Below are 24,483 nucleotides of genomic sequence, written 5' to 3'. Positions count from 1 at the left end.
ACCCAGGGCAACGGCCTTGGCAGCAATGACATGCATCAGCGGGCCTCCCTGCAGGCCAGGGAACACCGCCGAATTCAGCTTCTTGGCGATGTCCTGGTTGTTGGTCAGGATCATGCCGCCGCGCGGGCCGCGCAGCGTCTTGTGCGTCGTGGTGGTGACGATATCGGCGACCTCCACCGGGTTGGGATGCACGCCGCCGGCGACCAGGCCGGCGAAATGCGCCATGTCGACCATCATCAGCGCGCCGACGGCATCGGCGATCGCCCGGATGCGCTTGAAGTCGATGATGCGCGGATAGGCCGATCCACCCGCGATAATCAGCTTTGGCCGTGTTTCCCGCGCCTTGGCCTCTAGCTCCTCATAGTCGATAAGGCAGTCGCTCTGGCGCACGCCGTATTGCACGGCGTTGAACCATTTTCCCGACAGTGTCGGCCGGGCACCGTGCGTCAGATGCCCGCCGGCGGCGAGCGACAGACCCATGAAGGTGTCGCTCGGCTTCAGCATGGCGAGCATCACCGCGCCATTGGCCTGGGCGCCGGAATGCGGCTGCACATTGGCGTGCGCCGCGCCAAACAGCCGGCAGGCCCTGTCGATGGCAGCCGCTTCGGCCAGATCGACATATTGGCAGCCGCCGTAGTAGCGGTGCCCCGGATAGCCCTCGGCATATTTGTTGGTCATCACCGAGCCTTGTGCCTCCAGCACAGCCGGCGAAACGATATTTTCGGATGCGATCAGCTCGATTTCGGACCGCTGCCGGCCCATCTCGCGTGCAATCGCATCGGCGACCACCGCATCCTGGAGCTTGAGGTTCCTCTGGAAAAAGCCGGTCATTCTGCTCGTCTCCTGGCGGCAAAAGGCGGACACGGTTTTCGGCGTCGCCATGCCTGGTGTTGGAACTGAAACGGGGAGCTAGTTCACTGCGTCAGGCGGGGTGCGGCCTTCGAAGAAGGCCGACAGATTGTCGATCACCCGCATGCCCATTGCGATGCGCGTTTCGCTGGTGGCGCTACCCAGATGGGGCAGCAGCACGACATCTTCACGCTCCGTCAAGGCGCGCGGCACGGACGGCTCCGTCTCGAACACGTCGAGCCCGGCACCAGTAATCCGACGCTCACGCAGCGCCTGGACCAGTGCGTCCTCATCCACCACATCGCCGCGCGCGGTGTTGATCAGGAAGGCTGATTCCTTCATGCGGGCAAGACGACGTTCGTTGATGAGGCGGGTGTTTTCGCCACCGCCCGGACAATGCAGCGACACGAAATCCGAGGCCGCCAGCACCTCGTCCACAGTCGCCAGCTGCCGCGCCGGCATGCCGGGGTGGGGAACCGGCTGGCTGTCGAAGAAGACGACCTCCATGCCGAAGCCGAAGTGACAGCGCCTGGCCATGGCCTGGCCGATCCTTCCCATGCCGATGATGCCGACGGTCTTGCCGCTGACCTGGGTGCCGCAGAGATGCGTCGGCCGCCAACCGGTCCATTTGCCGGAGCGCAGCTCGCGCTCGCCCTCTCCGGCACGGCGCGCGCACATCAAAAGCAGCGTCATGGCGAGATCGGCGGTGGCATCGGTCAACACGGCGGGCGTGTTGGTGACGATCAGCCCTGCTGCGCTGGCAGCGGCAATGTCGATGTGGTTGAAGCCGACACCGAAATTGCCAAGTATTCTTGCCCTGACCCCGCCTGCAAAGAGATCCGCGCCAAGCCGGTCGGTTACGGTCGGCAGCACGGCATCGGCAAGCAGCAGGGCCTGGCGAAGCTCTTGTTGCTCATAGGGCCGATCGGCTTCATTCAGCGTGACATCGAAATGGTCGCCAAGGCGCTGTTCGACCTCATGCGGCCAGCGCCGGGTAACGATTACCTTCGGTTTGCTCATGGCTACGATCCTCTCAAGCCGCGCGTTCGTGCCGCGGCTGCAAGGTCCGGCCGATCTCGGCGCGGTACCATTCCTGCGCAGCGGCAACACCGGAGCCGGCCTCGATTCGGGCTCCGGCGTCGCGTAACGACATTTCCGCCGAGGCCAGGGCGGCGAGGCACATGACCTCGTTGAGGTCGCCGAGATGGCCGATGCGGAACACGCGGCCAGCCACCTTGCTGAGGCCCGCGCCGAAGGATGTGCGATATCTGGAATATCCGTTGGCGATGACCTGTCTGGCATCGACGTCCTCGGAGACGACGATCGCCGAAACCGTATCCGACCACCATTTTTCCTCGTTGGCGCAGAGCTTTAGTCCCCACGCATGCACGCCGCGGCGCACACCTTCGGCGAGCCGGTGGTGCCGGGCAAAAATCTGCTCCAGTCCCTCGGCAAAGATAAGGTCGAGGCTGGCTCTCAGGCCAAGCAGCAACTGCGTTGGCGGCGTATAGGGGAAGAAGCCGGTCTTGGACGAAGCCTGCATATCCTCGAAGCTGAAATAGCAACGCTCCATGCGCGACTGCTTGTGCGCTTCCAGACCCTTGGCGCTCACCGCCAGGATGCCGAGACCGGCAGGCAGCATCAGCCCTTTCTGCGAACCGGTGATGGCGAGGTCGACGCCCCATTCGTCCATCCGGAAATCGATCGAGCCGATCGAGCTGACGCCGTCGACGAACAGCAGCGCATCGTGAGCCGTTTCGTCGAGCGCGGCACGCACGCCGGCGACGTCGGACGTCACGCCGGTCGCGGTCTCGTTGTGGGTGGCGAATACCGCCTTGATCTTGCTGCCCTTGTCGTCGCCCAGCCGTTGCCGATAGGCGTCGAGCGGAACCCCCTCACCCCATTCGACATCGATGCAATCGACCTCAAGTCCAAGGCGCTCGGCCATATCGACCCACAGGTGCGAGAACTGGCCGAAACGCGACATCAGCACCCGGTCGCCACGATTGAGCGTGTTGGAGATCGCCGCTTCCCAGGCACCGGTGCCTGAGCCCGGAAAGATGAAGACGCTGCCGGTCTCGGTCTTGAATATCCGCTTCAGGTCGCGAAACAAGGGCAGCACCAGTTCCGGAAAATCCGGTGCGCGCATATCCTGCATCGGCACGTTCATGGCCCGCCGCACAGCGTCGGGAATGTTGGTCGGACCCGGGATAAAGAGATGCGCCGTTCCATTTTTCATGATCTGGTTCTCCTGTTGATATGAGCATCGCCACACACGGGTCGGTGTTGCCGCCTTACGCGAACACAACCGTTTTTCGTCCGTTGATCATCACGCGGGCTTCGAGGTGCCGTTTGATGGCACGCGCCAGAACGCGGCTTTCGATGTCACGGCCGGCCGCGATAAAATCCTCGACGCTCATGGAATGCGTTACCCGCTCGGTTTCCTGCTCGATGATCGGCCCCTCGTCGAGTTGGGCGGTCACATAGTGAGCCGTGGCGCCGATCAGCTTCACTCCGTGCTCGAAAGCCTGGTGATACGGCCGCGCGCCCTTGAAGCTTGGCAGGAACGAATGGTGGATGTTGATGACCTTGCCGAACAGGCGCCCCGCGAGGTCGTCGGAATACACTTGCATGTAGCGAGCCAGGACGACGAGGTCGGCGCCGACGTCCTCGATCACCGCCAGCATCCGGCCTTCCTGTTCCTGCTTGTTCTCCTTCGAGATGGGCAAGACGTGGTAGGGAATGCCAGCCCATGCCGCAGTTTCGCGGCTGTCTTCGTGGTTGGAGATGATCGCTGCGACCTCGGCTTCGAGCCAGCCAACACGGATCTGGTAGATGAGGTGAAGCAATGCATGGTCAAACTTCGAGACCATGATGACGATTTTCGGCCGACGGCTCCGCTCAAGCAGGCGGCTGCTCAGGCCGAAGCGATCCACCACAGGCGCAAGTCCCTTGGTGATGGCATCGGCAGACACCCAGGCGGGCGCCGAAAAGGCAATGCGCATGAAGAAACGGTTCGAGGCCCTGTCCCAATGCTGGCTGCTTTCAGCAATGTTCGTGCCAAGGTTGGCGAGTTCGGTCGTCACTGCCGCTACGATCCCGGCCTGGTCTTCGCAGGACAGCGTCAGAATGAACGACAGTCGAAGCGCTGCACAATTCATCGTTCGTTGACCCGCGGCCAGCACGCCTCGCGATAATCGGCGAACCAGGCAAGCGTCTTTTCCCATCCGCCGAATGGGAAGAAATGGAGGTGTAGTGGCGCGGTCGGCGCCGGGTAGCTTGCCGCCATGGTTTGTAAGATCTCGGCTGGGTTCCGGTCGGCCACGATGTTGAAGAGGCCGCTGGCGGAACGCCGCAGCGCCGCGATCGAAGGGCCGACACCGCACATCATGGCGAACCGGATGAGTTTGGTAAGGCTGGTCACACCGGCCAGACCAACATGAACCGGCAGCCCGGGATGCGCCGTATGCAGACTGCTCGCCCAGGCGGCGATCATGTCGCCATCGAAGGCGAATTGCGATACGACCCTGGCTTCCAGCGACTGCTCGGCACAGATGTCGAGCTTGCGCCGCAATGCGTCCGTCAGCACGGCTTCGACGATGCTTGGATGCCCTTCCGGATAGCCGGCAACGAAGGCGGTTCGTATCGCACTGTCTTTGACCACGGGATGGGCGAGCAACTGGGTTGCCTCTCCCAACGGCCCCGGAAAGAGAGCCGGATTGCCGCCAAGAAAGAGCGCTTCGCTTATCCCGTTTCGACTGTGGGCGGTGACAAGATCGATATAGTCCTGCTCCGAATTGAAGTTCCGCGCGCCCAGATGTGGCACCGGCACAAAGCCCAACTCCTTGATCCGGCGCGCTGCTTCGATTTGCAAAGCCTCGGGCTTGCCGGGAAGGTGAGTAAGAAAGACGCGCGAGCCAAGCGGGAAGCAGTCGGCTGGTGGCGCAAAGGTGGGTGCCTGCGCCGGTGCCAGTTCGATCGACACCTCCGCGTCGAACACAAATGTAGCCGAACCTCGCGTCTGGATAAGCTCTTGGCGCATGTCGTTCATGATCTTTCCAGGTCTCTCCCGACCAGCTTCACGATTTCGCGGCACCGTAGGCCGCGGCAATGGGAGCCGGGCAGACCAGCTGCCCGGCTTGTCGTCACGGGAGGATGCAACGACAGGACTCTCAGTTCTGAAACAGCGTTTCGCTAACCGTTGGCGGCGCGTTTGAGCGACAGGAACGGCAGCGCCACGACACGCGCCCTGACATCGGCCGCCACGCCATCCTTGTTCCACTTCAGCGTGAGCTCGGTGCCGGTCTCGGCGGCCTCACGCCGCAGATGGCCGAAGCCGATCATCCTGCCGGTCGAAGGTGACCAGGCGACGCTGCTGGCGTGCCCAACTTCCTTGCCGCCGCGAAAGGCTTTCAGCGGATACCACTGCACGCGCCGCAGATTTCCGGGCGCATTGCTCTCAAGCCCCTTGCCGTCGAGGGCTTGCGACCAGTCGATGTCGAGCCCGACGAGCTGGCGATGGTCACCCGTGTTCGACATGCGCTGCAGCGCCGCCTTGCCGATGAAATCGGCCTTGCGAAAGTCGACCAGCCGGCCCAGGCCGAGGTCGAAGGGCGACGCACGATACTTTCCAGCTGCCTGAATGCTGGCGCCGCCATGGTCTGGGCCGGCACTTGTATAGTCGTAGCCAACGATCAGCAGCCCGGCTTCGAGACGTGCTATGTCGAGCGCCCAGGCGCCGGCAGGAAGGATGCCAAAAGGCTTGCCTGCCGCCTCGACCGCGTCCCACACGGCGGCGCCGTCATCCGCCTTGACCCACAATTCATAGCCATGCTCGCCGGTAAAACCCTGGCGCAGGATCTCGACCCGTCTGCCGGCAATTGTGACGATGGCCAAGCGAGAGAACGGCAATTCCTGCACGGACTGGGTGACAGCCTCCAGCACTTCGCGGGAACGCGGTCCCTGCAAGGTGAGGATGCCGTAGCTATCGGATATGTCGGTGACACGGACGTCGAGGCCTTCGGCATGCTGCTTCCACCAGGAAAGGCCGGGATCGGCGGAAACGCGGAAGGTGGTTTCGTCCATGCGGAAAACCAGACCGTCGCCGACGACATGGCCGTTCTCGTCGCACCACGGTGCATAGTAGATCTGGCCGACCTGCAGCTTCTTGATGTCGCGCGGGATGAGCGCATCCATCATCCTCTCGGCATCCGGACCGGCAATGACATATTTCGACAGTGGTGACATGTCGCCCATGGCCACCCTGTTGCGGATAGCCGCCAGTTCCTCGACCATATCGGAGTAGCAATCGACGACCATGTTCCTGTCCCAGCGCATCCAGAGTGCGTTCTGGTTCAGTGGCGCCGTCCGTTCGACGAAGGGCGTGCCGCGAAAGGCGACATGGGCATCTGCCACCACGCTCAGGCCGGACGTGAATTTGATGTCGTTCATTCCAGGTCTCCTCCCAGTCGCAAGGCACTTTGCTGCGACATTCGACGACAACGGGTGAGGAACAGCGCACCTCGCGCCATGGAAACGAAACCATCCAAGCGCAGACCGCAGGGACGGCTTCCTGCGAGCAGCAACCCGCTCAGTCAGATGTCTCTTGCCTCATCCGTATCTTGGGTGAGACTTTCACTTCGCAGCGTTTTTCGGAATGCCCCCGGTTGCCGACGGCATACCCGCAGTTCAACCTGAATATTTGAAGCCGCCGTCGGATTGCTTTCGCTGTCAGCCTTCACCGGCAAATGCTCGCTTGCGGTCGACCAGGTAACGCCGTCGCACCGCACAAGCTCGGCCCGTTCAGCCGTAGCATCGAAGCCTGAATTGGCAGCTCGACGCGTGGGGGGAAAGGCGGTAGCGCGCTGGCGCTACCAAATTTCTCACCCAGGAGTGCGGTGAGACGTCCGGCGATTTCGACTTCGATTCCGCGGATCATCGTGCGATCGAATGCTGGCATTTCAACCAGGTCCAGCATCGCCTCCGCAGAATCGTCAGCCGGCCTGCTACGCTGCGAGGGAGCCCGCCGGTCCGTCGTAGATTATAGCAATATGTATATTAGCTATTCCTTGACAATCGATGTGGGCTCTGGTTTCCTGATTTTACGGGTATTTAACCAAGTTCGTTGCGTTTTTTACGGACGGTGTTCGCATGTCAACAGTGGTTGTCGCGGACCCGCGGGGGGTATATCTCGCCGGTCTGGAATGGGTGTTGCAGAAGGCTGGACACGATGTTGTCGCCCAGTGTCGCCGCCCTGTGGACGTTCTCGCTCATGTGGAGCGCCATCAACCTGATATCGTCATCGTCGGCGTGGATCTCGCGGACCAGCAGACATCAGGTCTTTCCTCACGGCTGAAGGCCGGCAACAGCGCTCTCGGCATCATCTTCATCGTGCAGCCAACCGGCAGGCTCGATGTCAAGGAAATACAGACACTCGATGTCGACGGCCTGTTTCTGGACGGCATCAGCCACCGCTTTCTCATCGAATGCGTGAATGCGGTGGCGGCGGGCAAGAAGTGGATCGACAACAAGATCGTCCAGCAGCTGCTGATGCCTGGCTCGCAGCCGCAGCCAATGTCCCGGCTGACCGGGCGGGAGACCGAGATCGCCGATCTCGTCTCGCGCGGGCTGCGCAACAAGACCATCGCGCAGCGGCTGCATTTATCCGAAGGCACGGTGAAGATGCACCTGCATCACGTCTACGAGAAACTGCATCTCGGCGGCAGGGCGGAACTGGCCTGGATGACGCACGGCAAAGGCGTCGAGCGTCCAGGAACGGGCCGAACCGGCCTGCTCTGACCGCCCCTCTCCCCTCTCACGGACATTGTACGCAAGGCAACGGCCGGAAAGCCGTCCGACGGCATCTTCCTTGCGCCGTCGCGGCCTCTCCCAGCGCCCGCCAGCCTGATCTATCGAAGGATATATATCGTTCGATCAGGTGCGGACATTGACCGCAATACTATCGAAGCGGGAATGGACGCGCCCTCTTCGCCGGCGGCACATTGCAGGATTAAAGGCCGCAATTCAGCGGGTCAGCGGGTGCACTCGGGTAGGGGCATCCAGCATCTGGGGAGGGGAACCCCTTTTCTTGGTGCGTTCAAAAAGGGGAGAATCTCCATGGCACTCGACATCACAACTCAAGAAATCATCATCGACGAGACCATCGGCCTTCAGGACGATGATGTTAACCCGTCCGTCCCGCCGCACATCACCAACACCACGCTGCAGTATCTCCTGAGCCTCGACGCTCCGGGCGGACTGACTTCACCGGAAGTCGCCTTCCAGGCCAACTTCGTGGTGGCCTCGGCGAGCGCAGGGGAAACCATCACCTCGGTCGTTCTGACGCAGAGCGCCTCCGGGACCCCGTTTTCCGCCACCGTCGGCATCAACAGCGGCATCCGGACGGTGGACGGCAATTATGTCTGGCTGTTCCAGGACCCAACGGATGCAAAGGTCGTGATCGGCGTCATTGGCACCTCTGACCAAGCCGCCGAGCCCGCCGAAACCGGGCCGCTCGCCTTCTCGCTTGCGCTGATCAACACCAGCGCCACCAATGCGGACCTGTACACGGTCGAGTATGTGCCATTGCTCAATCCGGACGCGACCAACCCGGACGACCGCATCGATCTGACCAACAAGGTGTTCGCATCGGTGACGGGCACCAGCGTGGCCAGTTTCTTAGGCTCGGCCGCCGCGCCCGGCAATAATGATTTCTACCTGATCAATTCGGCCAATGACGCTTCCAAGCAGCTTCTGGTGATCGGTTTGAACGGTGGCACCGCCAACGTCAGTGAACAGGGCTTCGGCATCAACAACCAGAGCATCAATCCGAACGAAACTCTGCAGGTCGATTTTGTGACCGGCGGAAACCTGAACGCAGGTAGTGCCTCGCAAATCCAGTACGGCGGCCATATCGAGACCATCACGCAGGCCGGGTTCACGATCAGCCAAATCACACCTTCTACTCCGACTGCGCGGGTGGACGTCCAAGTCAGTGCCTTTAACGTTACGAACAACGAACAAGGCACGGACTTCTTTGACGGCACTGCGACCAGCTCCGTGGACATCACCGGGATCAAGTTGACGGGCACATCGGGGTATGCGTCCCTCATCACCGCCGATGGCACCTATGCCACGGGGAGCGGCAACATCACGGTCACCGGGCTCACCGGGACCGGGAATACTGTCACCATCACCGGGCTCGATAACACCACCACCGTCGATGTCACCACCAGCGGCCCAATGGATCGGCTGGCGGTTAAGGGGGTCGATGCAAACGAAGGGTGCGACATCTCCGAGTTCCATTTCTCGGCGACGAGCACCAACGCCTATAGCGAAGAGGTCGGCTCCTTCATCAACTTCGACGATGACGGGCCGACGCTTTCGATCACGGCGGCAGTGACGGTCGGTCCCGCCGAGGTGGTCGAGGCCAGCGGGGCTGGCGGGCAGAGCCAGGCGACGATCACGCCGCCGACCTTCACTGCGAGCGCGGTCGACGGCTACACGACAGATGTGGGCTACGCGCTGGCTCTGGCCGGCGCGGCGGCGACCGGGCTGGTCACGACGGACGGCAACCATGCCATCACGCTGGTGGTCGACTCGGCCACCCAGGTCTCTGGCAAGTACGACAGCGACGGCAACAGCTCGCTCGATGCGACGGCGTTCACGGTGACGCTGTCCGGCACGACGGTGACGCTGACGTCGTTGGTTGCGCTTGAGCACTCGAACGCGCCGCAAGGCGGGGGCGAGGACAACACCCTCGACCTCAACGGTCTGATCAACGTGGTGGCAACGGTGACGGTGACGGACGGCGACGCCGACGTCGTGTCGCAGCAAAGCACGAGTTCGGGGCTGTCGCTGATCTTCGACGACACCGATCCGACGATCACGGCACCATTCGACGCTGATCCCATTGCTGGCGGCATCCAAAGCCCCGAGCATCTGGGCAACGCGGTGGGCCAGACGGCCAGCGGGACCTTCGGTTACGACATGGTGGACAAGCACACGGCCGCGGAATATTTGGCGGGTGCCAGCGACTTCGTCGATACCAATAATACCCTCGCAGGTGTGCAGATCAACTTGACGGGTACGGTTGACAACGCGCAGACCCCCGGCATCACCCAAGCGGTCGCAACCCTCACCACTGAGACCGATCTATCTGCGACGTTCAACTTCTCATTCCACTACGACAAGGATCCGATCACGGCTGGTGTGCAGGACGCTACGGCGGGCGGCACTCTTTTCTTCGACAAGATTGCCGACACCTACACTTTCACCCTGACCGACGCGGTCGAGGGGTTCAGCTTCGACGTGTTGCACACCAGCGAGTTGGTGAATAAGGCACCGACCGGCAACACGGGACACCCGCTGATCGTTGCGGAGCAACTGACGCCGAACGGCGATCCGGATCCGTTCTTCGTGCAGTTCACCGCAAACTCGACGACCAACTCCATCAAGTTCGGCTTTAACTCGACCGGCGACGGAGCGACCGTTGGTGACACCACGTTCAACAACGGCGGTGCCACCCACGACATGATCACCAACCTCCACGAAGACTGGGTGTCTGCAACCCAGGCCACCAACGGTGTCGCTGGAGATACAATCCAGAAGGGTGAAGCTCTGACCTTGCGGTTCTTCGAACAGAACATTCTGACGGACGTGAACCCGAAGGCTCCCGATGGTGGCACTGAGCGGCTGGACCCGACCGCGAGCGCCAGCGGCGTCGTCATCAAGTTCGACGGCGTCGGCAACAGTGAAGACCTGGTCCTGATCCTCGACCTGAAGGATGCCAACGGGAACGAGGTGACGAGGGCGGTCAACGTGCAGAACTCGGACCTGATCAAGGGGAACGCCAATATCCCCTCCCCGTACAGCACCGAGTTCACGCTCGATAACAACGATGCGCTGCTTATCCTCGAACAGAACGACTACACGGTCGCTGGCGAGACATACCAGATACAGGGCATCCAGATCATGCAGAGCGCCAACGGGTTGACGGGCACCGCCATCAACCTGAACGGGGGCATCGGAGCCAGTGGCGGCAGCAATGCCACCAGCGGCCTGACAGCTTGGGACCCGACCGATAACGATGTCCTGAAGATCGTGGACATCGGGTTTGTGCAGCAGACCAGTGGGACATTCAACGCCAACCTCGACTTCAGCTTCGCTTTGGCTGACGCGGACGGCGATCCGACTGCAACGCAGCACATCCCGGTGACCGTCAGCAACGACTACATCGTCTAGCACTGAGCCAAGGGGAGGCAGTTAGCGCTGCCTCCCTCCCCCTGTGGACACAATCGCGTGCCTCGCGCGCCTGTTGCAACCCGCACGCCGAGCAGAGACATAACATGGCCAAACCAGCTAACTCACGTCCCTCTGCCCTGCAGGTGGTGATGAAAGAGGCCAGACGCGCCATCCGGCCGCTCGTCTGGTTCAGCGCCGGGATCAACGTGCTGATGCTGACCGGGGCGCTGTACATGCTCCAAGTCTACCACCGCGTGCTGGGCAGTCACAGCACGGAGACACTGGTCGCCTTGACGTTGATCGCGGCCACGGCGCTCGCGACAATGGCGGCACTGGAAGTGGTGCGCCAGCGCCTGCTGGCCAAAGTCGGAACGTGGATGAACGCGCGGTTAGCGCCGGTTCTCCTGACCGCATCGGTAGAGTACGCCGCCGCGGCGCCCGGCCAGGTTACCACCCGCGCGCTACGCGACCTGGATCAGGTGCGGAATTTCTTCACAAGCCCGAGCATCTACCCGATCCTGGACGCGCCTTGGGCGCCGATCTTCTTCGCCGCCATCTTCCTCATGCACCCCTGGTTGGGCTGGCTGGCATTGTGCGGTGGGATTGTATTGCTGGCACTGGCGATCCTGAACGAGTACATGACACGCAAGCCGCTGACGGAAGCCGGCAGCGCACAGGTCCGGGCTTACACACAGGCTGACGCCGTGATCCGGAACGCCGAGGTCGTGCAGTCCATGGGCATGTTGAAGCCCCTGCTCGAAATTTGGAAAGTCCACCAGGACGAGGCGAACGACGGACAATCCCGCGCCAGCAGCCGGGGCGGCACCATCTCGGCCATCGCGCGCTCCTTCCGTCAGGCCCTCCAGATGGCCATCCTCGGCCTCGGCGCTTATCTTGTACTGCGGAACGAGGCTTCAGGCGGCATCATGATCGCCGCTTCCATCCTGATGGGCCGCGCGTTGGCCCCGGTCGAACAGGCGATCAGCACGTGGAAGGCGACCGTAGGGGCCCGCGCCGCCTACAAACGCCTGGTTGCAGTCGCCGGTCAGTACCAGGAGGCCACACCGGCCTTGCCGTTGCCGCGCCCGAAAGGCAGGTTTGAGGCCGACAACATCGGACTCGCCCGGCAGGGCGGCGGCGAGCCGATTCTGAAAGGAATCAACTTCCACCTCAACCCCGGGGAAGTGATGGCGTTGATCGGTCCGAGCGCGGCCGGCAAGACAAGCCTGGCGCGCGTGCTGGCCGGCGCCTGGCGCCCATCCGCAGGCCGTGCGTTGCTCGACGGCATGGACGTCGCCCAATGGGCGTCGGAGGACCGGGGCCGCCACGTCGGCTACCTGCCGCAAGACATCGAGCTCTTCGCCGGCACCGTCTCGGAAAACATCTGCCGCTTCGCCACTCTCAATCCAACGGTCTTCAACAGCGTGATCAAGGCCGCGCAGCTGGCCGGAGTCCACGAACTGATCAAGGGACTGCCGAAGGGTTACGCCACCGAGATCGGCGAATCCGGCGCCGTCCTGTCAGGCGGGCAGCGCCAGCGCATCGGGTTGGCGCGGGCACTCTACGGCGACCCGGCACTCCTTATCCTCGACGAGCCCAATTCCAACCTCGACAAGGAGGGCGAAGACGCGCTGGCCGCCGCCATCGGCATCGCCAAGGCGACGAAAACGACCGTCATCCTGATCGCACACCGCCCTAACATCATGGAGAAGGTCGACAAGGTGTTGGTCATCAACCGTGGCCAGCAAGACCTGTTCGGTTCACGTGACTATGTCTTCAACGAACTCGCCGCGCGCATCCGCCAGGTGAGCCAGATACCTGTGAGTCACGCGCCAGAAATCTCCGCCGCCGTGATCGGCGTCGGCAACGGGCCAAGCCCCTCTTCAAAGCGTCCGTCGCGTCAAAGTGCATTGAGCACGACCGAAGTGGCGAACCAGGCATGAAACGAGGACAGATATGAGCGTCGTGCTGTTACCCACCCCGCCACCCTCTCTGCTGAAACCGCTGCCCTTGCGCCTGACAGGCGTGACCTGCACCGGCTTCGCGATCATGTTCCTGTTCTTCGGCGTGGCCGGGGGCTGGGCGGCTCTGGCGCCGTTGGACAGCGCCGCTGTGGCGCCGGGCGTTATCAAGGTCGCCGGCGACCGCAAGCTGATCCAGCACCTCGAGGGCGGCATCATTGCGGAGTTGAACGCCGCCAACGGGGATATCGTCAAGGCGGGCAAGATCCTCGTCCGGCTCGACGACACGCAGGCAAAAGCGCAGCTCGACCTGATCCAGAACCGGATAGCAACGCGTGAGGCGCTGGCCGCGCGTCTCAGGGCCGAGCGTGACGGCAGGGCCGAGATCGAGTTTGATCCGGCGTTGCTTGCAAACCCCGCCGCCGCCGCAAAGGACGCGGTGGCCGCACAGCGTGACGTGTTCGCTGCGAAGCACCACAATCTGGCGGACGAGCGGGAAATCCTCAGCCAGCGCCGCCACCAGACCGAGGAGGAGATAAAGGGACTGGAAGAGCTTATCGTCACCAAGGACAAACAGATCGAGGCAATCGAGGGTGAAAGCAAAGACCTTGAGGGGCTGCTCAAGAAAGGGCTGACCACCCGCGAACGGAACCTGTTGCTCAGACGCCAACAGCGGGAGATCGAGGGGGAGCGCGCCACCAATGTCGCGGCAATCGCCCGTGCCGGAAGCGCAATGGCCGAGATCGACATGCAGATCCTGAACCTCAACACAGTGCGTCTGAACGAGGCCGTCGACGAGTTGAGCAAGGTCGAGGCGGAATTGTTTGACCTCGGACAGCAGGAGCGTTCCGCCAGGGACGTGCTGAGCCGTACCAACGTCGTCGCGCCCGTTGACGGCATCGTCATGGAGCTGAAGGTCCATACGGCGGGCGGTGTCGTGAAACCCGGTGAGACATTGATGACGATCGTACCGCTCGGACAACAACTCGTGGTCGAGGCCATGGTCAAGCCGGAGGATGTCGAGACGATCACACCCGGACAGCCCGCGCGCGTCAGCTTCCCGGCCTTCGCCCGCTACAACCTGCCGCCGCTCGAGGGTGTCGTGGAGATCGTGTCGGCTGACCGCATGGTTGAGGAACGAAGCGGCGCACCGTATTTCGCCGCGACGGTTCTGATCGACAAAAGCGAACTCGGCAAGCTGGAGGGCCGCAAGCTGCTGCCCGGCATGTCGAGCGAGACGATGATCCGGACGGGGGCTCGCACCGTTCTCTCTTATCTCGCCGAGCCGATCACGCAGAACTTCCGCCGGGCGATGCGGGAAAAATAGCCGTACGCCGCCCAGCGAAATTCAAGACAGCAGCATTCGCCCGGCCGTGATCGCCAGGAAGAATGCAAAGGCAAGTTTCAGGTAGCGCGGATTGAGCGCGTGGGCGAGCCTTGCGCCCAAGGGTGCGAACAGGAAGCTCACGGGCGCTATGATGGCAACCGCCGGCAGGCTGACGTAACCCAGGCTGAGCGGAGGCCTGCCTGCAATTGCGAGACCCGACCAGATGAAGCCGGCCACTGCCGGAAGCGCGATAAGCAGGCCAAGCGCCGACGATGTGCCGACGGCCCGGTGCACCGGAAAGGAAAAGCTGGAAAGCGTCGGCACCGAGAGCGTGCCGCCGCCAATTCCCATGAGCGAAGAGACAAAGCCGATCACAGAAGCGATCGCACGGTTGATCCAGCCGCTCTGCGGCAAGTGATCGGAGATCACGAGGTGCTTCGGCAACGCCATGTTGAGGGCCACCAGCAGGCCGACGACGCCGAAAACCAGCCGCAAGCCGGCGCCCGGGATGAACTTCGACGTGATGCCACCGATCAGGGCACTCACGAAAACGGCCGGTCCCCACAGAGTGAGCAGAGGCCGATCGACATTGCCGCGCCTGTTGTGCGACCGCATTGACGAGATCGAGGTGGGGATGATGACCGCAAGCGACGTCGCGACAGCCAGATGGCTGATCACAGCAGGCGAAAAGTGGAACAGGCTAAGCACCCAGAACAGCACCGGGACGATGACGATGCCGCCGCCGACCCCCAGCAGACCGGCGAGCACGCCGGAGGCCATTCCGGTCATGGCCAGACCGGCGACCAGCATTGCAATCGTCAGCCCGTCGAAAGCCGACGTGTCGAATCCGAAGTCCACTGTGATTTTTCCTTGATTGGCCGCGCTCGTCCGCTGCTGCGACCCCATGCAGGTCGCCCGGAAATGCGCAACAGGTTTTGGGATGCGCTTTGGCTAGTGGCGCACCATCCCGGCGTCGACATTGAGCGTCTGGCCGGTGATCCAGCGCGCATCGTCGGAAGCCAGGAACGAGACCACATCGGCGATATGTTCCGGCTGCCCCTTGCCTTTCATCGCCTGAAGCATCTCGACGAAGCCGAACGCCTCATTGTGCGGGCTCGCCTTGACGCCGTCGCTCTCGACCAGGCCGGGCGTCACCGCATTGGCGGTGATGTTGTATTTGCCGAGTTCGGTGGCGAGCGCCCTGGTGAAGCCTATGACGCCGCCCTTGGCCGCGACATAGGCCGCCATGTTCGGCGTGCCGGCAAAGAAGGTGTTGGATGCGATGCTGATCACCCGCCCAGCTTTGCCTGCCGCACGCATCTGGTCCGTGCCGGCGCGGCTGACGATGAAGGTGCCTGTCAAATTGACGTCGATGATCTTGCGCCAATGGTCGAGGTCGACATCGTCCCAGGCGACGAACGGCACGATGCTGGCATTGTTGACCAGGATGTCGATGCCCCCGGTCAGGGTCTGGATTTCGGCGAAGAGTGCCTTGACGGAGGCCGGATCGGAAATGTCGGCGGCAATCGCCCTCGCCCTTCCGCCTATTGCCGTGGCCGCCGCCTTGGCGCCTTCGGAATTGATGTCGCTGACGATGACGGTTGCCCCGTCGGCGGCGAGCCGCGCGGCGATCGCCTTGCCGATACCCTGCGCAGCGCCCGTAACCAGGGCCGTCTTCCCCGCAAGCCGTTCAGTCATGAAAATGCTCCCTCAATCCGTGGTGATATCTGTTCAGGCGTCGGCGTCGATCACGGCCAGCGCCGCGTCGATACCCCTGCCGATCGCCAGTTTCTGGCCGGCCGCGTTCATGGCGCCGCCAAGTGCCGTCAGCGCCGCGATCGCATAGATCGGCTGGGCGGTCGGACCCATATGGCCGATGCGCGTCAGCTTGCCCAATGTCTCGCCGCGGCCAGACGAAAACACCACCCCGTAACGGGCACGGGCAGCCTGGCGAAGCGCCTTCTCGTCGACGCCTTCGGGGGTGCGGACAGCGGTCGTGGTCGGCGACGCGATGCTGTCGCTGGCGGCCCAGATCGACAGGCCCATCGCGGTGACGCCGGCGCGCATGGCCTTGGCGGTGAGCGCGTGGCGCGCCCATACCGCCTCCGGCCCCTCATTGAGATAGAGGTCGAGCGCGACATCGAGCCCGTTGATCTCCGAGACCGACGGCGTGAACGGAAACGGCTTTTCCCGCGACCACGCATGCTCCCAGTCGACGATGCTCAGCATCGACGCGCGGGGGGCTGCCTCGTTGCCCTTCATCTTGGCCCAGGCCCGCTCGCTGACGCCCATCATCGTCAGGCCGGGAGGCGCCCCCAGGCATTTGTTCGGGCCGGTGACATAGATATCGGCCTTGCAATCCTGCGGATGCGTCCTCATGCCGCCAAAGGACGAGACGGCATCGACGATGAGATAGCCGCCATGCGCTGAAACCAGCGCACCGATGGCGTCGATCGGATTGATGGTGCCGGATGGCGTGTCATGGTGGCAGACCGACACGATGGTGATTTCCGGATGCTTCTTCAGCATTGCCTCGACCGCCTGCGGATCGATCGCCTCGTTGTAGGGCACCTCGATCTCGAGCAGATGTGGCGAATAGCGCTTCGCCCAATAGCCGAACCCCTTGCCGTAAACGCCGGAGGCAAGGTTGAGCACGACATCGTCCGGCGTGATCAGCGAGGCCGCGGCGGCCTCCAGGCCAAGCACCGGCTCGCCATGCAGGATGACCGGCTTGTTCGACAGCCGCATCGCCTTTTGCGCCTTGTCGACCACACCCTCATAGAAAAGCTGGAACGCCGGGTCGTAGTCGTAGAGCACCGTGCGGCCGAGACCGCGCAGCACTTCGGCATAGGCGTTCACCGGTCCCGCGGTCAGGGTGATGATCGGATCGGCGTGTTCGAGATAGCGCATCGTCTTGTCTCCGGATTGGCGGCGGTCAGCCGTAGAATTGCGTGCCGGTCTTGTAGGTCTTGAAGTTGTCCATGTCGTGCGAGTACATCAGCTCGGCGCCATGGTCTTCGGCGAGTTTCTTCACCTTGCGCATCGAATTGACGCCCGCCACCGGATCGATGTGGAAGGCCGCCTGGCACAGCGTCTCGAGGCTCTTCTGCGTATAGGCCGCATCGATCGTGAACATGATCGGCTTGCGCTTGGGGAACTCGACCAGCAGGCTGTAATGGCCGATCGAATGGCCGGGCGTCGAGATCAGCCGGACGCCCCTGGCAAGCTCGACGTCGCCATCGATGCTTTCAAAGGTCGAATTCGCCCGTGTCGTTCCCGCAAGCAATTGCCCGGTCGCGCCACGCGCTTCGGCAGCCTCCGCCGAAAAACTCAGATCGGAATAGCCGAGATGCTCGAAAGGTTCGGGATTGCAGGCCTGCGGCACCTCGGTCCGGTGGCAGATCTTCTTGGCGTGCGGAAAATACTTGTTGCCGCCGCAATGATCGAAGTGGAAATGCGAATTGACGACAACGTCGATGTCCTTCGGTTCGAGGCCGAGCAGCGCCAGGGCGCCTGGGATGGTCTGGTGCTTTTCCTGGATCGGCTTTTCGAACGGCAGCACCTTCATCACGTGATCGTAGTCGTAGCCGGTGTCGATGAGGAACCGGCCCTCGGCATGTTCGATCAGGATCGAATAGACGGGGAAGCGCACTTCGCCGCCAGGGCCGCGGTTCCAGAACACATGATAGCCGTCGAGAACGAGCGAGCCGCCGTCGAGCAGGTAGACCTTGGTATCCGACATTCTTGCCTCCTTTATTGGCGCGGGTCCCGTCCGCGCATGAATTGTCCTCAGCGCGCGCCGCGCTCATATGGAATGCCGAGCGCCGCCGGCAGGCTGGCGCGCCGGCCGAACAGCACCAGCATGATCATCACCGCCAGGAACGGCAGCATCTGGATGATGTCGGTCGGTATGTTGATGCCGGCCACTTGCATGGCCGTCGTCAGCGACAGGCAGACACCGAACAGCAACGCGCCGAACAGCACCCAGATCGGGCGACCGCGCGCCAGCATGGCCAGCACGATGCCGAGAAAGCCCGCGCCATTGGTGATGAACGGAATGAACAGGCCGGCCCCGACATTGGCGAGATACGCGCCGCCGAGCCCGGCCAGCGCTCCGGTCGTCAGCACGGCGATGGTGCGGGTCCGCACGACATCGATGCCGGCGACATCGAGCGCGGCCGGCTTGTCGCCTGCCGCCTGCAAATTGAGGCCCAGCTGCGTGCGCCGGTAGATGTAGCCCATGCCGAAAACCAGCGCGACCGCCAGATAGACGATCAGATGATGCTTGAAGAATGCAGGCCCGATGACCGGAAGGTCCGAAAGCAGCGGAATGACAGTCGCATCCGCCGCCGGCAGGCGCGGATAGCTGCGCGAGAACTGGAAATGGTGGAGCAGCGCCGTCAGGCCTTCCAGCCCCAAGGTCAGCGCGATGCCGATGACGATCTGGTTGAGCCCGATGCGCACGCAAAGCAGCGCCATGACAAGCGCCACCGCAGCACCCCCGGCGGCGCCGGTGAGAAAGCCCAGCCACAGCGACCCGGAATAGAAAGCGCCGACAAAGCCGAGATAGGCGCCGGCCAGCATCATGCCTTCGATGCCGATATTGAGCACGCCAGCCTTCTCGGAGATCTGCTCGCCGAGCCCGGCAAGCAGCAGCGGGATCGCTGCGGTGACGGCGCCGAACAGCAGCGCGCTGAGAAAGACCTCGCTGAAGAGCCCGGTCATGCCCTAGGCCCTCCGCGACTGGTTGTATCGGTGATCGAAATATTCGGCGAGCGCGAGCACAATCAGCACGATGGAAACCAGCACCAGCGTGAAATGATTGGGCACGCCGAGCCGGCGCGCCGCGCTCTCGCCGCCGATCGAAAGCACCGAAAGCAGGAACACGAAGCCGATGGCTGCAAAGCCGTTCATTCGGGCGAGAAACACGGCGGGTATTACGGCAAGCCCGTAGGCGGGATTCCAGTCGGCGCGGACATTGCCCTGGACGCCGATGATGTCGACGGCGCCGGCAAGCCCGGCCAGCCCGGCCGAAATGGCGAAGACGGCGACGGTCAGGCCGGGAACGCCGAGCCCCGAGTGAACCGCCGCTCGTGGATTGGCGCCGACGATCCTCAGCTTCAGCCCGAACGCCGTGCGCGTCATCACCAGATGCACGATGACGATCGCCGCCAGCCCAAGCAGCAGGCCACTGGTGATGGTCGTTTCGAACAGGCGCGGCAGCCGGTCCTCCACCGGCAGCGTGCGCGTCTGCGGCACGGTCGTGCTTGGGTCGCGAAACGCCAGCTTGACCAGCACATTGGCGAGCGAGGTGCCGAGGAACGTCATCATCAGGGTGGTGATGATCTCGTTGACGCCCTGATAGGCACGCAGCAGCGCCGGCACCAGCGACCAGATCATCGCCACCACCATGGCGATGAGGAGCGAGCAGACCAGCGCCAGCCAGGCTGGCATGATCTGCACGAACACGGGAGCGCTGGCAGCCGCCGTCACCGCGCCAAGCAGGAACTGGCCGTCGCCGCCCAGATTCCACATGCCGGCGCGAAAGGCGACGATCAGGCCGGCGGCGAGAAACAGCAGCGGCGCCATGCGCGTCAGTGTCTGCTGGATGCCGAGCGGCGAGAACAGTCCCTTCTCCAGCACGAAGCCATAATAGGCCAGCGGGTCGACGCCGACGGCAAGCAGGATACAGCCGGCTATGACCAGCGCGATAAGGATCGGGCCGAGCGTCATCAGCAGCCGATGCAGGATGTCGCGGCGCGTCGCTGCCCCGCTCGTGGCATCGAGTGCGGTGGCGCTGACCGTGGGTGCGGTGTCGATGCTCATGCGGCAAGTCCGATCATCAGGCGACCGACCTTTGTGCGGGCGTCGTCTACGTTCTCGACGGTGCCGACCAAAGCGCCGTCGGCGATGACGGCGATGCGGTCGCACATGCCAAGCAATTCCTCGAGGTCGGTGGAGATCAGCAGCACGGCAAGGCCACGCGCCGCCGTATCGCGAATGCGCTGGCGCGACGCCAATGTGTTGGCGAGATCGAGCCCATAGGTCGGCTTGTTGAAGATCACCACCTTGGCGCCTTCAGCCAGTTCCCTTGCCAGAAGCACCTTCTGGATGTTGCCGCCGGACAGCCGCGCGACGGGCGTCTTCAGGCTCGGCGTGCGCACGTCGTATTCGCGCACGAGCTGCGCGGCGCGCTTGTCGATCTCCGCGCGCTGCTCGACGCCGTTGCGCCAGAACGGGGCCGCGCCGACCTGCTTGAGGAAGAAATTGATCGAGACCGGGAAGGTGCCGACAGTGCCCTCGCCCAGTCGGTCGTCGGTCAGGTAGCGAAGGCCGCGCCGGCGGCGCTCGCCGACGCTCAGCGTCTCGATGGCGGCGCCGTCCAGCCGCACCGAGCCGCTTGTGGCTGTACGCTGGCCGGCCAGCGCTTCCGCCAGCTGCTTCTGGCCGTTGCCGTCGATGCCGGCTATGCCGAGGATCTCGCCCGGGCGGATGTCGAAGGAGATCGACGACAGGCCCGGCGCATTGTCCGTCGCCGCTACCGCCAGGTCCGTCACCTGAAGCAGCGGGTCAGCGCCGGCGCGGGCAGTGCGGACAGGACGCTCGACGGCTTCCGGGTCATCCTTCTGCTTGCCGAACATCAATTCCACGATCTCCGAGACGATCTCCTGTTCGCCCAGCGTGCGAAACCGCTCGGGTGGAATCTCGCCGACCTTGCGGCCAAGCTTCAGCACCGAGATGCGGTCGCCGAAGGCAGCCGCCTCCTTGAGCTTGTGGGTGATGAAGACGATCGCAAGGCCCTGCTCGACAAGGCGGCGCATCAGCGCGCCCAGTTCGTCGATACCTTTCGGCGTCAGCATGGAGGTGGACTCGTCAAGGATGAGCAGCCGGCTGTTGCGCAGCATCGCGCGCAGGATCTCGACCTGCTGCTGCTCGCCGAGCGACAACTCTGATACCTTGGCTTGAAGCTTGACGGTGATGCCGAGCGTGCCGGTGATCTCGGCGACGCGCGCCGCCAGTTCCTCGGTCCTGGGGCGCTGCCACCACGGCCCGCCAAGCAGGAGGTTCTCCGCCACCGTTAGCGTCGGCACCAGCATCATGTGCTGGAATACGGTGCCTATGCCGAGTGCCAGCGCATGGCGTGGCGAGGTGATCGGCGTCGGTTTGCCGTCGACCAGTATGCGTCCTTCGTCAGGCTGCTGCAGGCCGGACAACATGCCGATCAATGTCGATTTTCCAGCGCCGTTCTCGCCCAGCAGCACATGCACTTCGCCCGGGCGGATCGACAGGTCGACGCTGTCATTGGCAACGATGCCGGGGAACCGTTTGGTCACGCCTTCAAGCGCGACGATGTCGCGCCCGGCAACGGACGATGAAGAAAAACCGCTCATGAAGCCCAGCACCAAAAAACAGGAATCGTCCGGAGGGGTGAACGGATCACCCCTCCGGCAGCCGACCATGATCGCCTTACTGGGCGACGCTGGTCATCAGTGCCCTTACGGCGGCCGCGTCATAGACCGGCTCGACCTTGATCTTGCCGGAAATGACGTCCTCGCGCAGCGCCTGGATTTCCGTCCAGACATTGTCCGGGATCGCAGCGGTCTTCAGCAACTTGACCGAGTCGTCCTTGAGGCCGATCGTATAGTGTTTGGTGCCGAACGTGTCGGCCTTCAGGTCGGCAATCATCGCCGCATAGACCGGCTCGATGTTCCACACCACCGACGACAGCAGGAAGCCCTTGTCGATCGGTGACTTGTCGCCGATGACGTCGATGAAATAGACCTTGCCGCCATCGGCTGCCTTGGTTGTCTCGACCGCTTGCAGCATGCCGAAGCTCGAACCGTTGCCTTGGCCGAAGATGATGTCGGCGCCCGACGCGATCACGCTTTCGGTGACGCGCTTGCCGCCGGCCGCATCGCTGTAGGCGGCCGGGCCGATCACCGCGTAGGTGATCTTGACGTCCGGGTTCTCCGCCTTCACGCCTTGCGCGAACGCCGCCGACTGCGAATTCCACGATGGCGGTTCGCCCGACACCACGATGCCGACCGACTTGGAACGCGACACCTTGGCGGCGAGACGGCCGGCGAGATAGGCGCCCTCGTGGCCGCTCAGCGTATAGTCGGCGACAAGGCCCTTCTCCAGGCCGGCTGGCGTGTCGACGATTGCCACCGGAACTTTCAATTCCTTGGCGATTTCAGGCGCCGAGGTGTTGTAGCCGCTGGCATGCGCGATCAGCAGGCTGGCGCCGTCGGAGGCAAGTTCCCGCAAGGTCGGACGAACATCGCCATAGCCGAGGCCCTGGGCCACGACCACTTCGACGCCGGCGGCCTTGCCAGCCGCCTTGGCGGCATCGATGCCTTGCTGGTTCCAGCCGTAGTCCGTGCCTTCTTCGGGCGTGAGGATGGCGATCGACTTGACCTCGCCGGCAAGCGCGCCGCTCAACAAGACACTGGTCAATATAACTGCACTTACACTGCTCTTAAGAAGCTTTAACATGTTACCCTCTCTGTTGTTTCACCAATCAATATTCTTATTGTTATTGCGCGAAAGCGAGATAGACTGCCTAGGAAAAATTACATTGTGGAGCTCAGGCAAAGTGAAGATCCGTTATGCCCTTCCGGTGATGCTGGCGTTATCGTCCTTCGCCAACGCGGTTGAGTTGCACCATGTCGCCGTCCGCACCGGCACTGACGGGCTCGACATGGTTCCGTTGACGATTTCGAATGCGGGCAGCGAAGGCCTCTCCTGCAACGCCGACTTCGCCCACTGGTATTCGGCCGGGATCGCAACGATCGAGCCGGGCAAGAAGACCCGCGTCGAGCTCTGGTTCGATGCGAAGACCGGCACGTTCACGATCCTCAACGACAAGCGCGAGAACCTGCCCGTCGAGCGGCTGTGGTGCGGTCTGGCGAGCCGAGCATATGCCACCCGCGTGCAGATCACGCTCGACCGCACCGATGCGGCGAAAGGCGAGCGTGATGTGTCCTGCGCCATGGCGCAGGACAGCCTGGCCTGCCGGTAGGCGCTCATTCCCGCGTCCGTTCGAACATCGCGAGCCTCTTATTCTTTCGCCAGGAACGCGTCGGTGAAGACGTCGTCCGCCGACAGAGCCGCCTTGAGCACGCCCTGGTCCGTCAGCGTCTTCAGAGTCTCCTCCCACTGCGTCTTCGTCATCCAGCCGAGACCGTGTTCCTTGGTGTCGGGGCTGGTGAACGTCGAGGCGATGTCGGCGTTGATCTGCGCCAGCAGTACGTCCTTCTTGTCCGCATAGCCGGGCGCTGCCTTGGCCGTGATCTCGGCGGCCTCTTCCGGATGAGCCACGACATAGTCGAAGGCCTCCCTATATGCCTTGACGAAGCGGCGCACGACGTCCGGCTTGTCCTTGATCATCGCCTGCGAGGTGAACAGGCCGGAGCCATAGGCTTTCCACCCATAGTCCGCCCCCATCATGATGCTGAGCGAGCCCGGGCCCCCGGCCTTCGCTTCCAGTTCGGGAACCTCCGCATCGATATAGCCGACGACCGTCTGAACCCGGCCAAGCAGCAAATAGCTTTCATAGGGAGGCGAGACGCTGTTCAGCGTCATGTCCTTTTCGGTCAGGCCATTGGCGGCCAGGAAGCCTTTGAAGAAGATGTAGGTGGAACCGGCCGGATGAATGCCGATGGTCAGTCCCTTGAGGTCGGACGGCTTGGTGAGCTTCAGCGTCTTGGCCAGCGAAATGATCCCCAGCGGCGAGTGCTGATTGACGGCTGCCAGCGCCACGACCGGGACATTCTGCGACCGTGCGACGGCAAGCGTGGGAAGATCGCCGAACCCGAAATCCGCGTTCTCATTGCCCACCAGCCGCATCGCGTCCGGCGAGCCGGATCCCTTGCGGATCTCGGCCACATCGATGTCGTTCTTGGCGAAGAAGCCTTTTTCCTTGCCGACGAAGAACATGGCGTGATTGCCGCGCACGACCCAGTCGAGCTGGACGTTGACCTTGTCCGCCGCCAGAGCCGCGTTGGAAAAACCGAGTGCTGCAACAAACGCCGCGAAGGTAGCGGCCTTGATAAGTGAGCGTCTCAGCATTTTTTGTTCCCTTTTATGAATTGGTTGATCGAG

General features: G+C 62.9%; 20 protein-coding genes. 5 read left to right on the top strand and 15 right to left on the bottom strand.

Annotated elements, in window-relative coordinates:
* The 6 genes from glyA to EN990_RS22110 form a co-directional block, all read right to left on the bottom strand.
* Positions 1-831: serine hydroxymethyltransferase (glyA, locus tag EN990_RS22135; RefSeq protein WP_164766142.1), on the bottom strand; the 831-nt coding region annotated here is incomplete at its 3' end.
* 78 nt (positions 832-909) lie between these two features.
* Positions 910-1,869: a D-glycerate dehydrogenase gene (locus EN990_RS22130; protein ID WP_127384704.1), complete on the bottom strand. Its 960-nt coding sequence runs from the start codon at positions 1,867-1,869 to the stop codon at positions 910-912.
* A 13-nt stretch (positions 1,870-1,882) separates the two neighbouring features.
* The gene (locus EN990_RS22125) at positions 1,883-3,088 is read right to left on the bottom strand and encodes an aminotransferase class V-fold PLP-dependent enzyme (RefSeq protein ID WP_024505109.1); all 1,206 of its coding nucleotides are present in this window, start codon (positions 3,086-3,088) and stop codon (positions 1,883-1,885) included.
* A 55-nt stretch (positions 3,089-3,143) separates the two neighbouring features.
* Complete coding sequence (purU, locus tag EN990_RS22120) at positions 3,144-4,010, bottom strand: formyltetrahydrofolate deformylase (RefSeq protein ID WP_027163729.1); 867 nt, start codon at positions 4,008-4,010, stop codon at positions 3,144-3,146.
* Complete coding sequence (locus tag EN990_RS22115) at positions 4,007-4,900, bottom strand: methylenetetrahydrofolate reductase (protein ID WP_127368237.1); 894 nt, start codon at positions 4,898-4,900, stop codon at positions 4,007-4,009. The genes purU and EN990_RS22115 overlap by 4 nt, the downstream gene beginning before the upstream one ends.
* A 143-nt stretch (positions 4,901-5,043) precedes the next feature.
* Positions 5,044-6,300 (bottom strand): aminomethyltransferase family protein, encoded by a 1,257-nt coding sequence (locus EN990_RS22110; RefSeq protein WP_127368236.1) that lies wholly within the window; start codon positions 6,298-6,300, stop codon positions 5,044-5,046.
* Positions 6,301-6,999: 699 nt separating this feature from the next.
* Between EN990_RS22110 and EN990_RS22105 the strand changes: the two genes are divergently transcribed.
* The 4 genes from EN990_RS22105 (at position 7,000) to EN990_RS22090 (ending at position 14,379) form a co-directional block, all read left to right on the top strand.
* Positions 7,000-7,647 carry a response regulator transcription factor gene (locus EN990_RS22105; protein ID WP_127368235.1) on the top strand — a complete coding sequence of 216 codons (648 nt, stop codon included), beginning with the start codon at positions 7,000-7,002 and terminating at the stop codon, positions 7,645-7,647.
* A 318-nt stretch (positions 7,648-7,965) separates the two neighbouring features.
* Positions 7,966-11,091, top strand: coding sequence for a DUF5801 repeats-in-toxin domain-containing protein (locus tag EN990_RS22100; RefSeq protein WP_127384703.1), 3,126 nt, complete (start codon positions 7,966-7,968; stop codon positions 11,089-11,091).
* Between the two features lie 104 nt (positions 11,092-11,195).
* Positions 11,196-13,034, top strand: a complete 1,839-nt coding sequence (locus tag EN990_RS22095; protein WP_127368233.1) for a type I secretion system permease/ATPase — start codon at positions 11,196-11,198, stop codon at positions 13,032-13,034.
* 13 nt (positions 13,035-13,047) lie between these two features.
* Complete coding sequence (locus EN990_RS22090; protein ID WP_127368232.1) at positions 13,048-14,379, top strand: HlyD family type I secretion periplasmic adaptor subunit; 1,332 nt, start codon at positions 13,048-13,050, stop codon at positions 14,377-14,379.
* 21 nt (positions 14,380-14,400) lie between these two features.
* Here the strand turns inward: EN990_RS22090 and EN990_RS22085 are convergent, their stop codons facing one another.
* The 8 genes from EN990_RS22085 to EN990_RS22050 form a co-directional block, all read right to left on the bottom strand.
* Entirely contained in the window at positions 14,401-15,237 is an 837-nt protein-coding gene (locus EN990_RS22085) for a sulfite exporter TauE/SafE family protein (protein ID WP_127368231.1), read from the bottom strand.
* A 93-nt stretch (positions 15,238-15,330) separates the two neighbouring features.
* Positions 15,331-16,077 (bottom strand): SDR family NAD(P)-dependent oxidoreductase, encoded by a 747-nt coding sequence (locus EN990_RS22080; protein WP_127368230.1) that lies wholly within the window; start codon positions 16,075-16,077, stop codon positions 15,331-15,333.
* Between the two features lie 33 nt (positions 16,078-16,110).
* The gene (locus tag EN990_RS22075; RefSeq protein WP_127368229.1) at positions 16,111-17,289 is read right to left on the bottom strand and encodes an alanine--glyoxylate aminotransferase family protein; all 1,179 of its coding nucleotides are present in this window, start codon (positions 17,287-17,289) and stop codon (positions 16,111-16,113) included.
* Positions 17,290-17,314: 25 nt separating this feature from the next.
* The gene (locus EN990_RS22070; protein ID WP_127384702.1) at positions 17,315-18,121 is read right to left on the bottom strand and encodes a 4-pyridoxolactonase; all 807 of its coding nucleotides are present in this window, start codon (positions 18,119-18,121) and stop codon (positions 17,315-17,317) included.
* A 47-nt stretch (positions 18,122-18,168) separates the two neighbouring features.
* Entirely contained in the window at positions 18,169-19,104 is a 936-nt protein-coding gene (locus EN990_RS22065; protein WP_024505120.1) for an ABC transporter permease, read from the bottom strand.
* Between the two features lie 3 nt (positions 19,105-19,107).
* Positions 19,108-20,205: an ABC transporter permease gene (locus tag EN990_RS22060; RefSeq protein WP_127369477.1), complete on the bottom strand. Its 1,098-nt coding sequence runs from the start codon at positions 20,203-20,205 to the stop codon at positions 19,108-19,110.
* Positions 20,202-21,770, bottom strand: a complete 1,569-nt coding sequence (locus EN990_RS22055) for an ABC transporter ATP-binding protein (RefSeq protein ID WP_027163702.1) — start codon at positions 21,768-21,770, stop codon at positions 20,202-20,204. Before EN990_RS22055 ends, EN990_RS22060 begins: the two co-directional genes overlap by 4 nt.
* Positions 21,771-21,846: 76 nt before the next feature.
* Positions 21,847-22,875 (bottom strand): BMP family protein, encoded by a 1,029-nt coding sequence (locus EN990_RS22050; protein WP_013529867.1) that lies wholly within the window; start codon positions 22,873-22,875, stop codon positions 21,847-21,849.
* 100 nt (positions 22,876-22,975) lie between these two features.
* On the opposite strand from EN990_RS22050, the gene EN990_RS22045 reads away from it, so the two are divergent.
* Positions 22,976-23,401, top strand: a complete 426-nt coding sequence (locus EN990_RS22045) for a hypothetical protein (protein ID WP_063172982.1) — start codon at positions 22,976-22,978, stop codon at positions 23,399-23,401.
* 38 nt (positions 23,402-23,439) lie between these two features.
* On the opposite strand, the gene EN990_RS22040 is transcribed toward EN990_RS22045, so the two are convergent.
* A complete protein-coding gene (locus tag EN990_RS22040; protein ID WP_024505123.1) occupies positions 23,440-24,450 on the bottom strand; it encodes an ABC transporter substrate-binding protein in 1,011 nt (336 codons plus the stop codon).
* Positions 24,451-24,483 lie beyond the last annotated feature (33 nt).

The organism is Mesorhizobium sp. M7A.F.Ca.US.005.03.1.1 (assembly GCF_003997975.1).
In the GTDB taxonomy this organism is placed as follows: Bacteria; Pseudomonadota; Alphaproteobacteria; order Rhizobiales; family Rhizobiaceae; genus Mesorhizobium; species Mesorhizobium ciceri.
Note: the sequence above shows the minus strand (reverse complement) of the source record. Positions and strands in the feature narration are given on the sequence as shown.

Bases quoted from the DNA above. Each gene is read 5' to 3' on its own strand.
- EN990_RS22130 (WP_127384704.1), bottom strand. From the start codon at position 1,869: ATGAGCAAACCGAAGGTAATCGTTACCCGGCGCTGGCCGCATGAGGTC.
- EN990_RS22125 (WP_024505109.1), bottom strand. From the start codon at position 3,088: ATGAAAAATGGAACGGCGCATCTCTTTATCCCGGGTCCGACCAACATT.
- purU (WP_027163729.1), bottom strand. From the start codon at position 4,010: ATGAATTGTGCAGCGCTTCGACTGTCGTTCATTCTGACGCTGTCCTGC.
- EN990_RS22115 (WP_127368237.1), bottom strand. From the start codon at position 4,900: ATGAACGACATGCGCCAAGAGCTTATCCAGACGCGAGGTTCGGCTACA.
- EN990_RS22110 (WP_127368236.1), bottom strand. From the start codon at position 6,300: ATGAACGACATCAAATTCACGTCCGGCCTGAGCGTGGTGGCAGATGCC.
- EN990_RS22105 (WP_127368235.1), top strand. From the start codon at position 7,000: ATGTCAACAGTGGTTGTCGCGGACCCGCGGGGGGTATATCTCGCCGGT.
- EN990_RS22100 (WP_127384703.1), top strand. From the start codon at position 7,966: ATGGCACTCGACATCACAACTCAAGAAATCATCATCGACGAGACCATC.
- EN990_RS22095 (WP_127368233.1), top strand. From the start codon at position 11,196: ATGGCCAAACCAGCTAACTCACGTCCCTCTGCCCTGCAGGTGGTGATG.
- EN990_RS22090 (WP_127368232.1), top strand. From the start codon at position 13,048: ATGAGCGTCGTGCTGTTACCCACCCCGCCACCCTCTCTGCTGAAACCG.
- EN990_RS22080 (WP_127368230.1), bottom strand. From the start codon at position 16,077: ATGACTGAACGGCTTGCGGGGAAGACGGCCCTGGTTACGGGCGCTGCG.
- EN990_RS22075 (WP_127368229.1), bottom strand. From the start codon at position 17,289: ATGCGCTATCTCGAACACGCCGATCCGATCATCACCCTGACCGCGGGA.
- EN990_RS22070 (WP_127384702.1), bottom strand. From the start codon at position 18,121: ATGTCGGATACCAAGGTCTACCTGCTCGACGGCGGCTCGCTCGTTCTC.
- EN990_RS22065 (WP_024505120.1), bottom strand. From the start codon at position 19,104: ATGACCGGGCTCTTCAGCGAGGTCTTTCTCAGCGCGCTGCTGTTCGGC.
- EN990_RS22060 (WP_127369477.1), bottom strand. From the start codon at position 20,205: ATGAGCATCGACACCGCACCCACGGTCAGCGCCACCGCACTCGATGCC.
- EN990_RS22055 (WP_027163702.1), bottom strand. From the start codon at position 21,770: ATGAGCGGTTTTTCTTCATCGTCCGTTGCCGGGCGCGACATCGTCGCG.
- EN990_RS22050 (WP_013529867.1), bottom strand. From the start codon at position 22,875: ATGTTAAAGCTTCTTAAGAGCAGTGTAAGTGCAGTTATATTGACCAGT.
- EN990_RS22040 (WP_024505123.1), bottom strand. From the start codon at position 24,450: ATGCTGAGACGCTCACTTATCAAGGCCGCTACCTTCGCGGCGTTTGTT.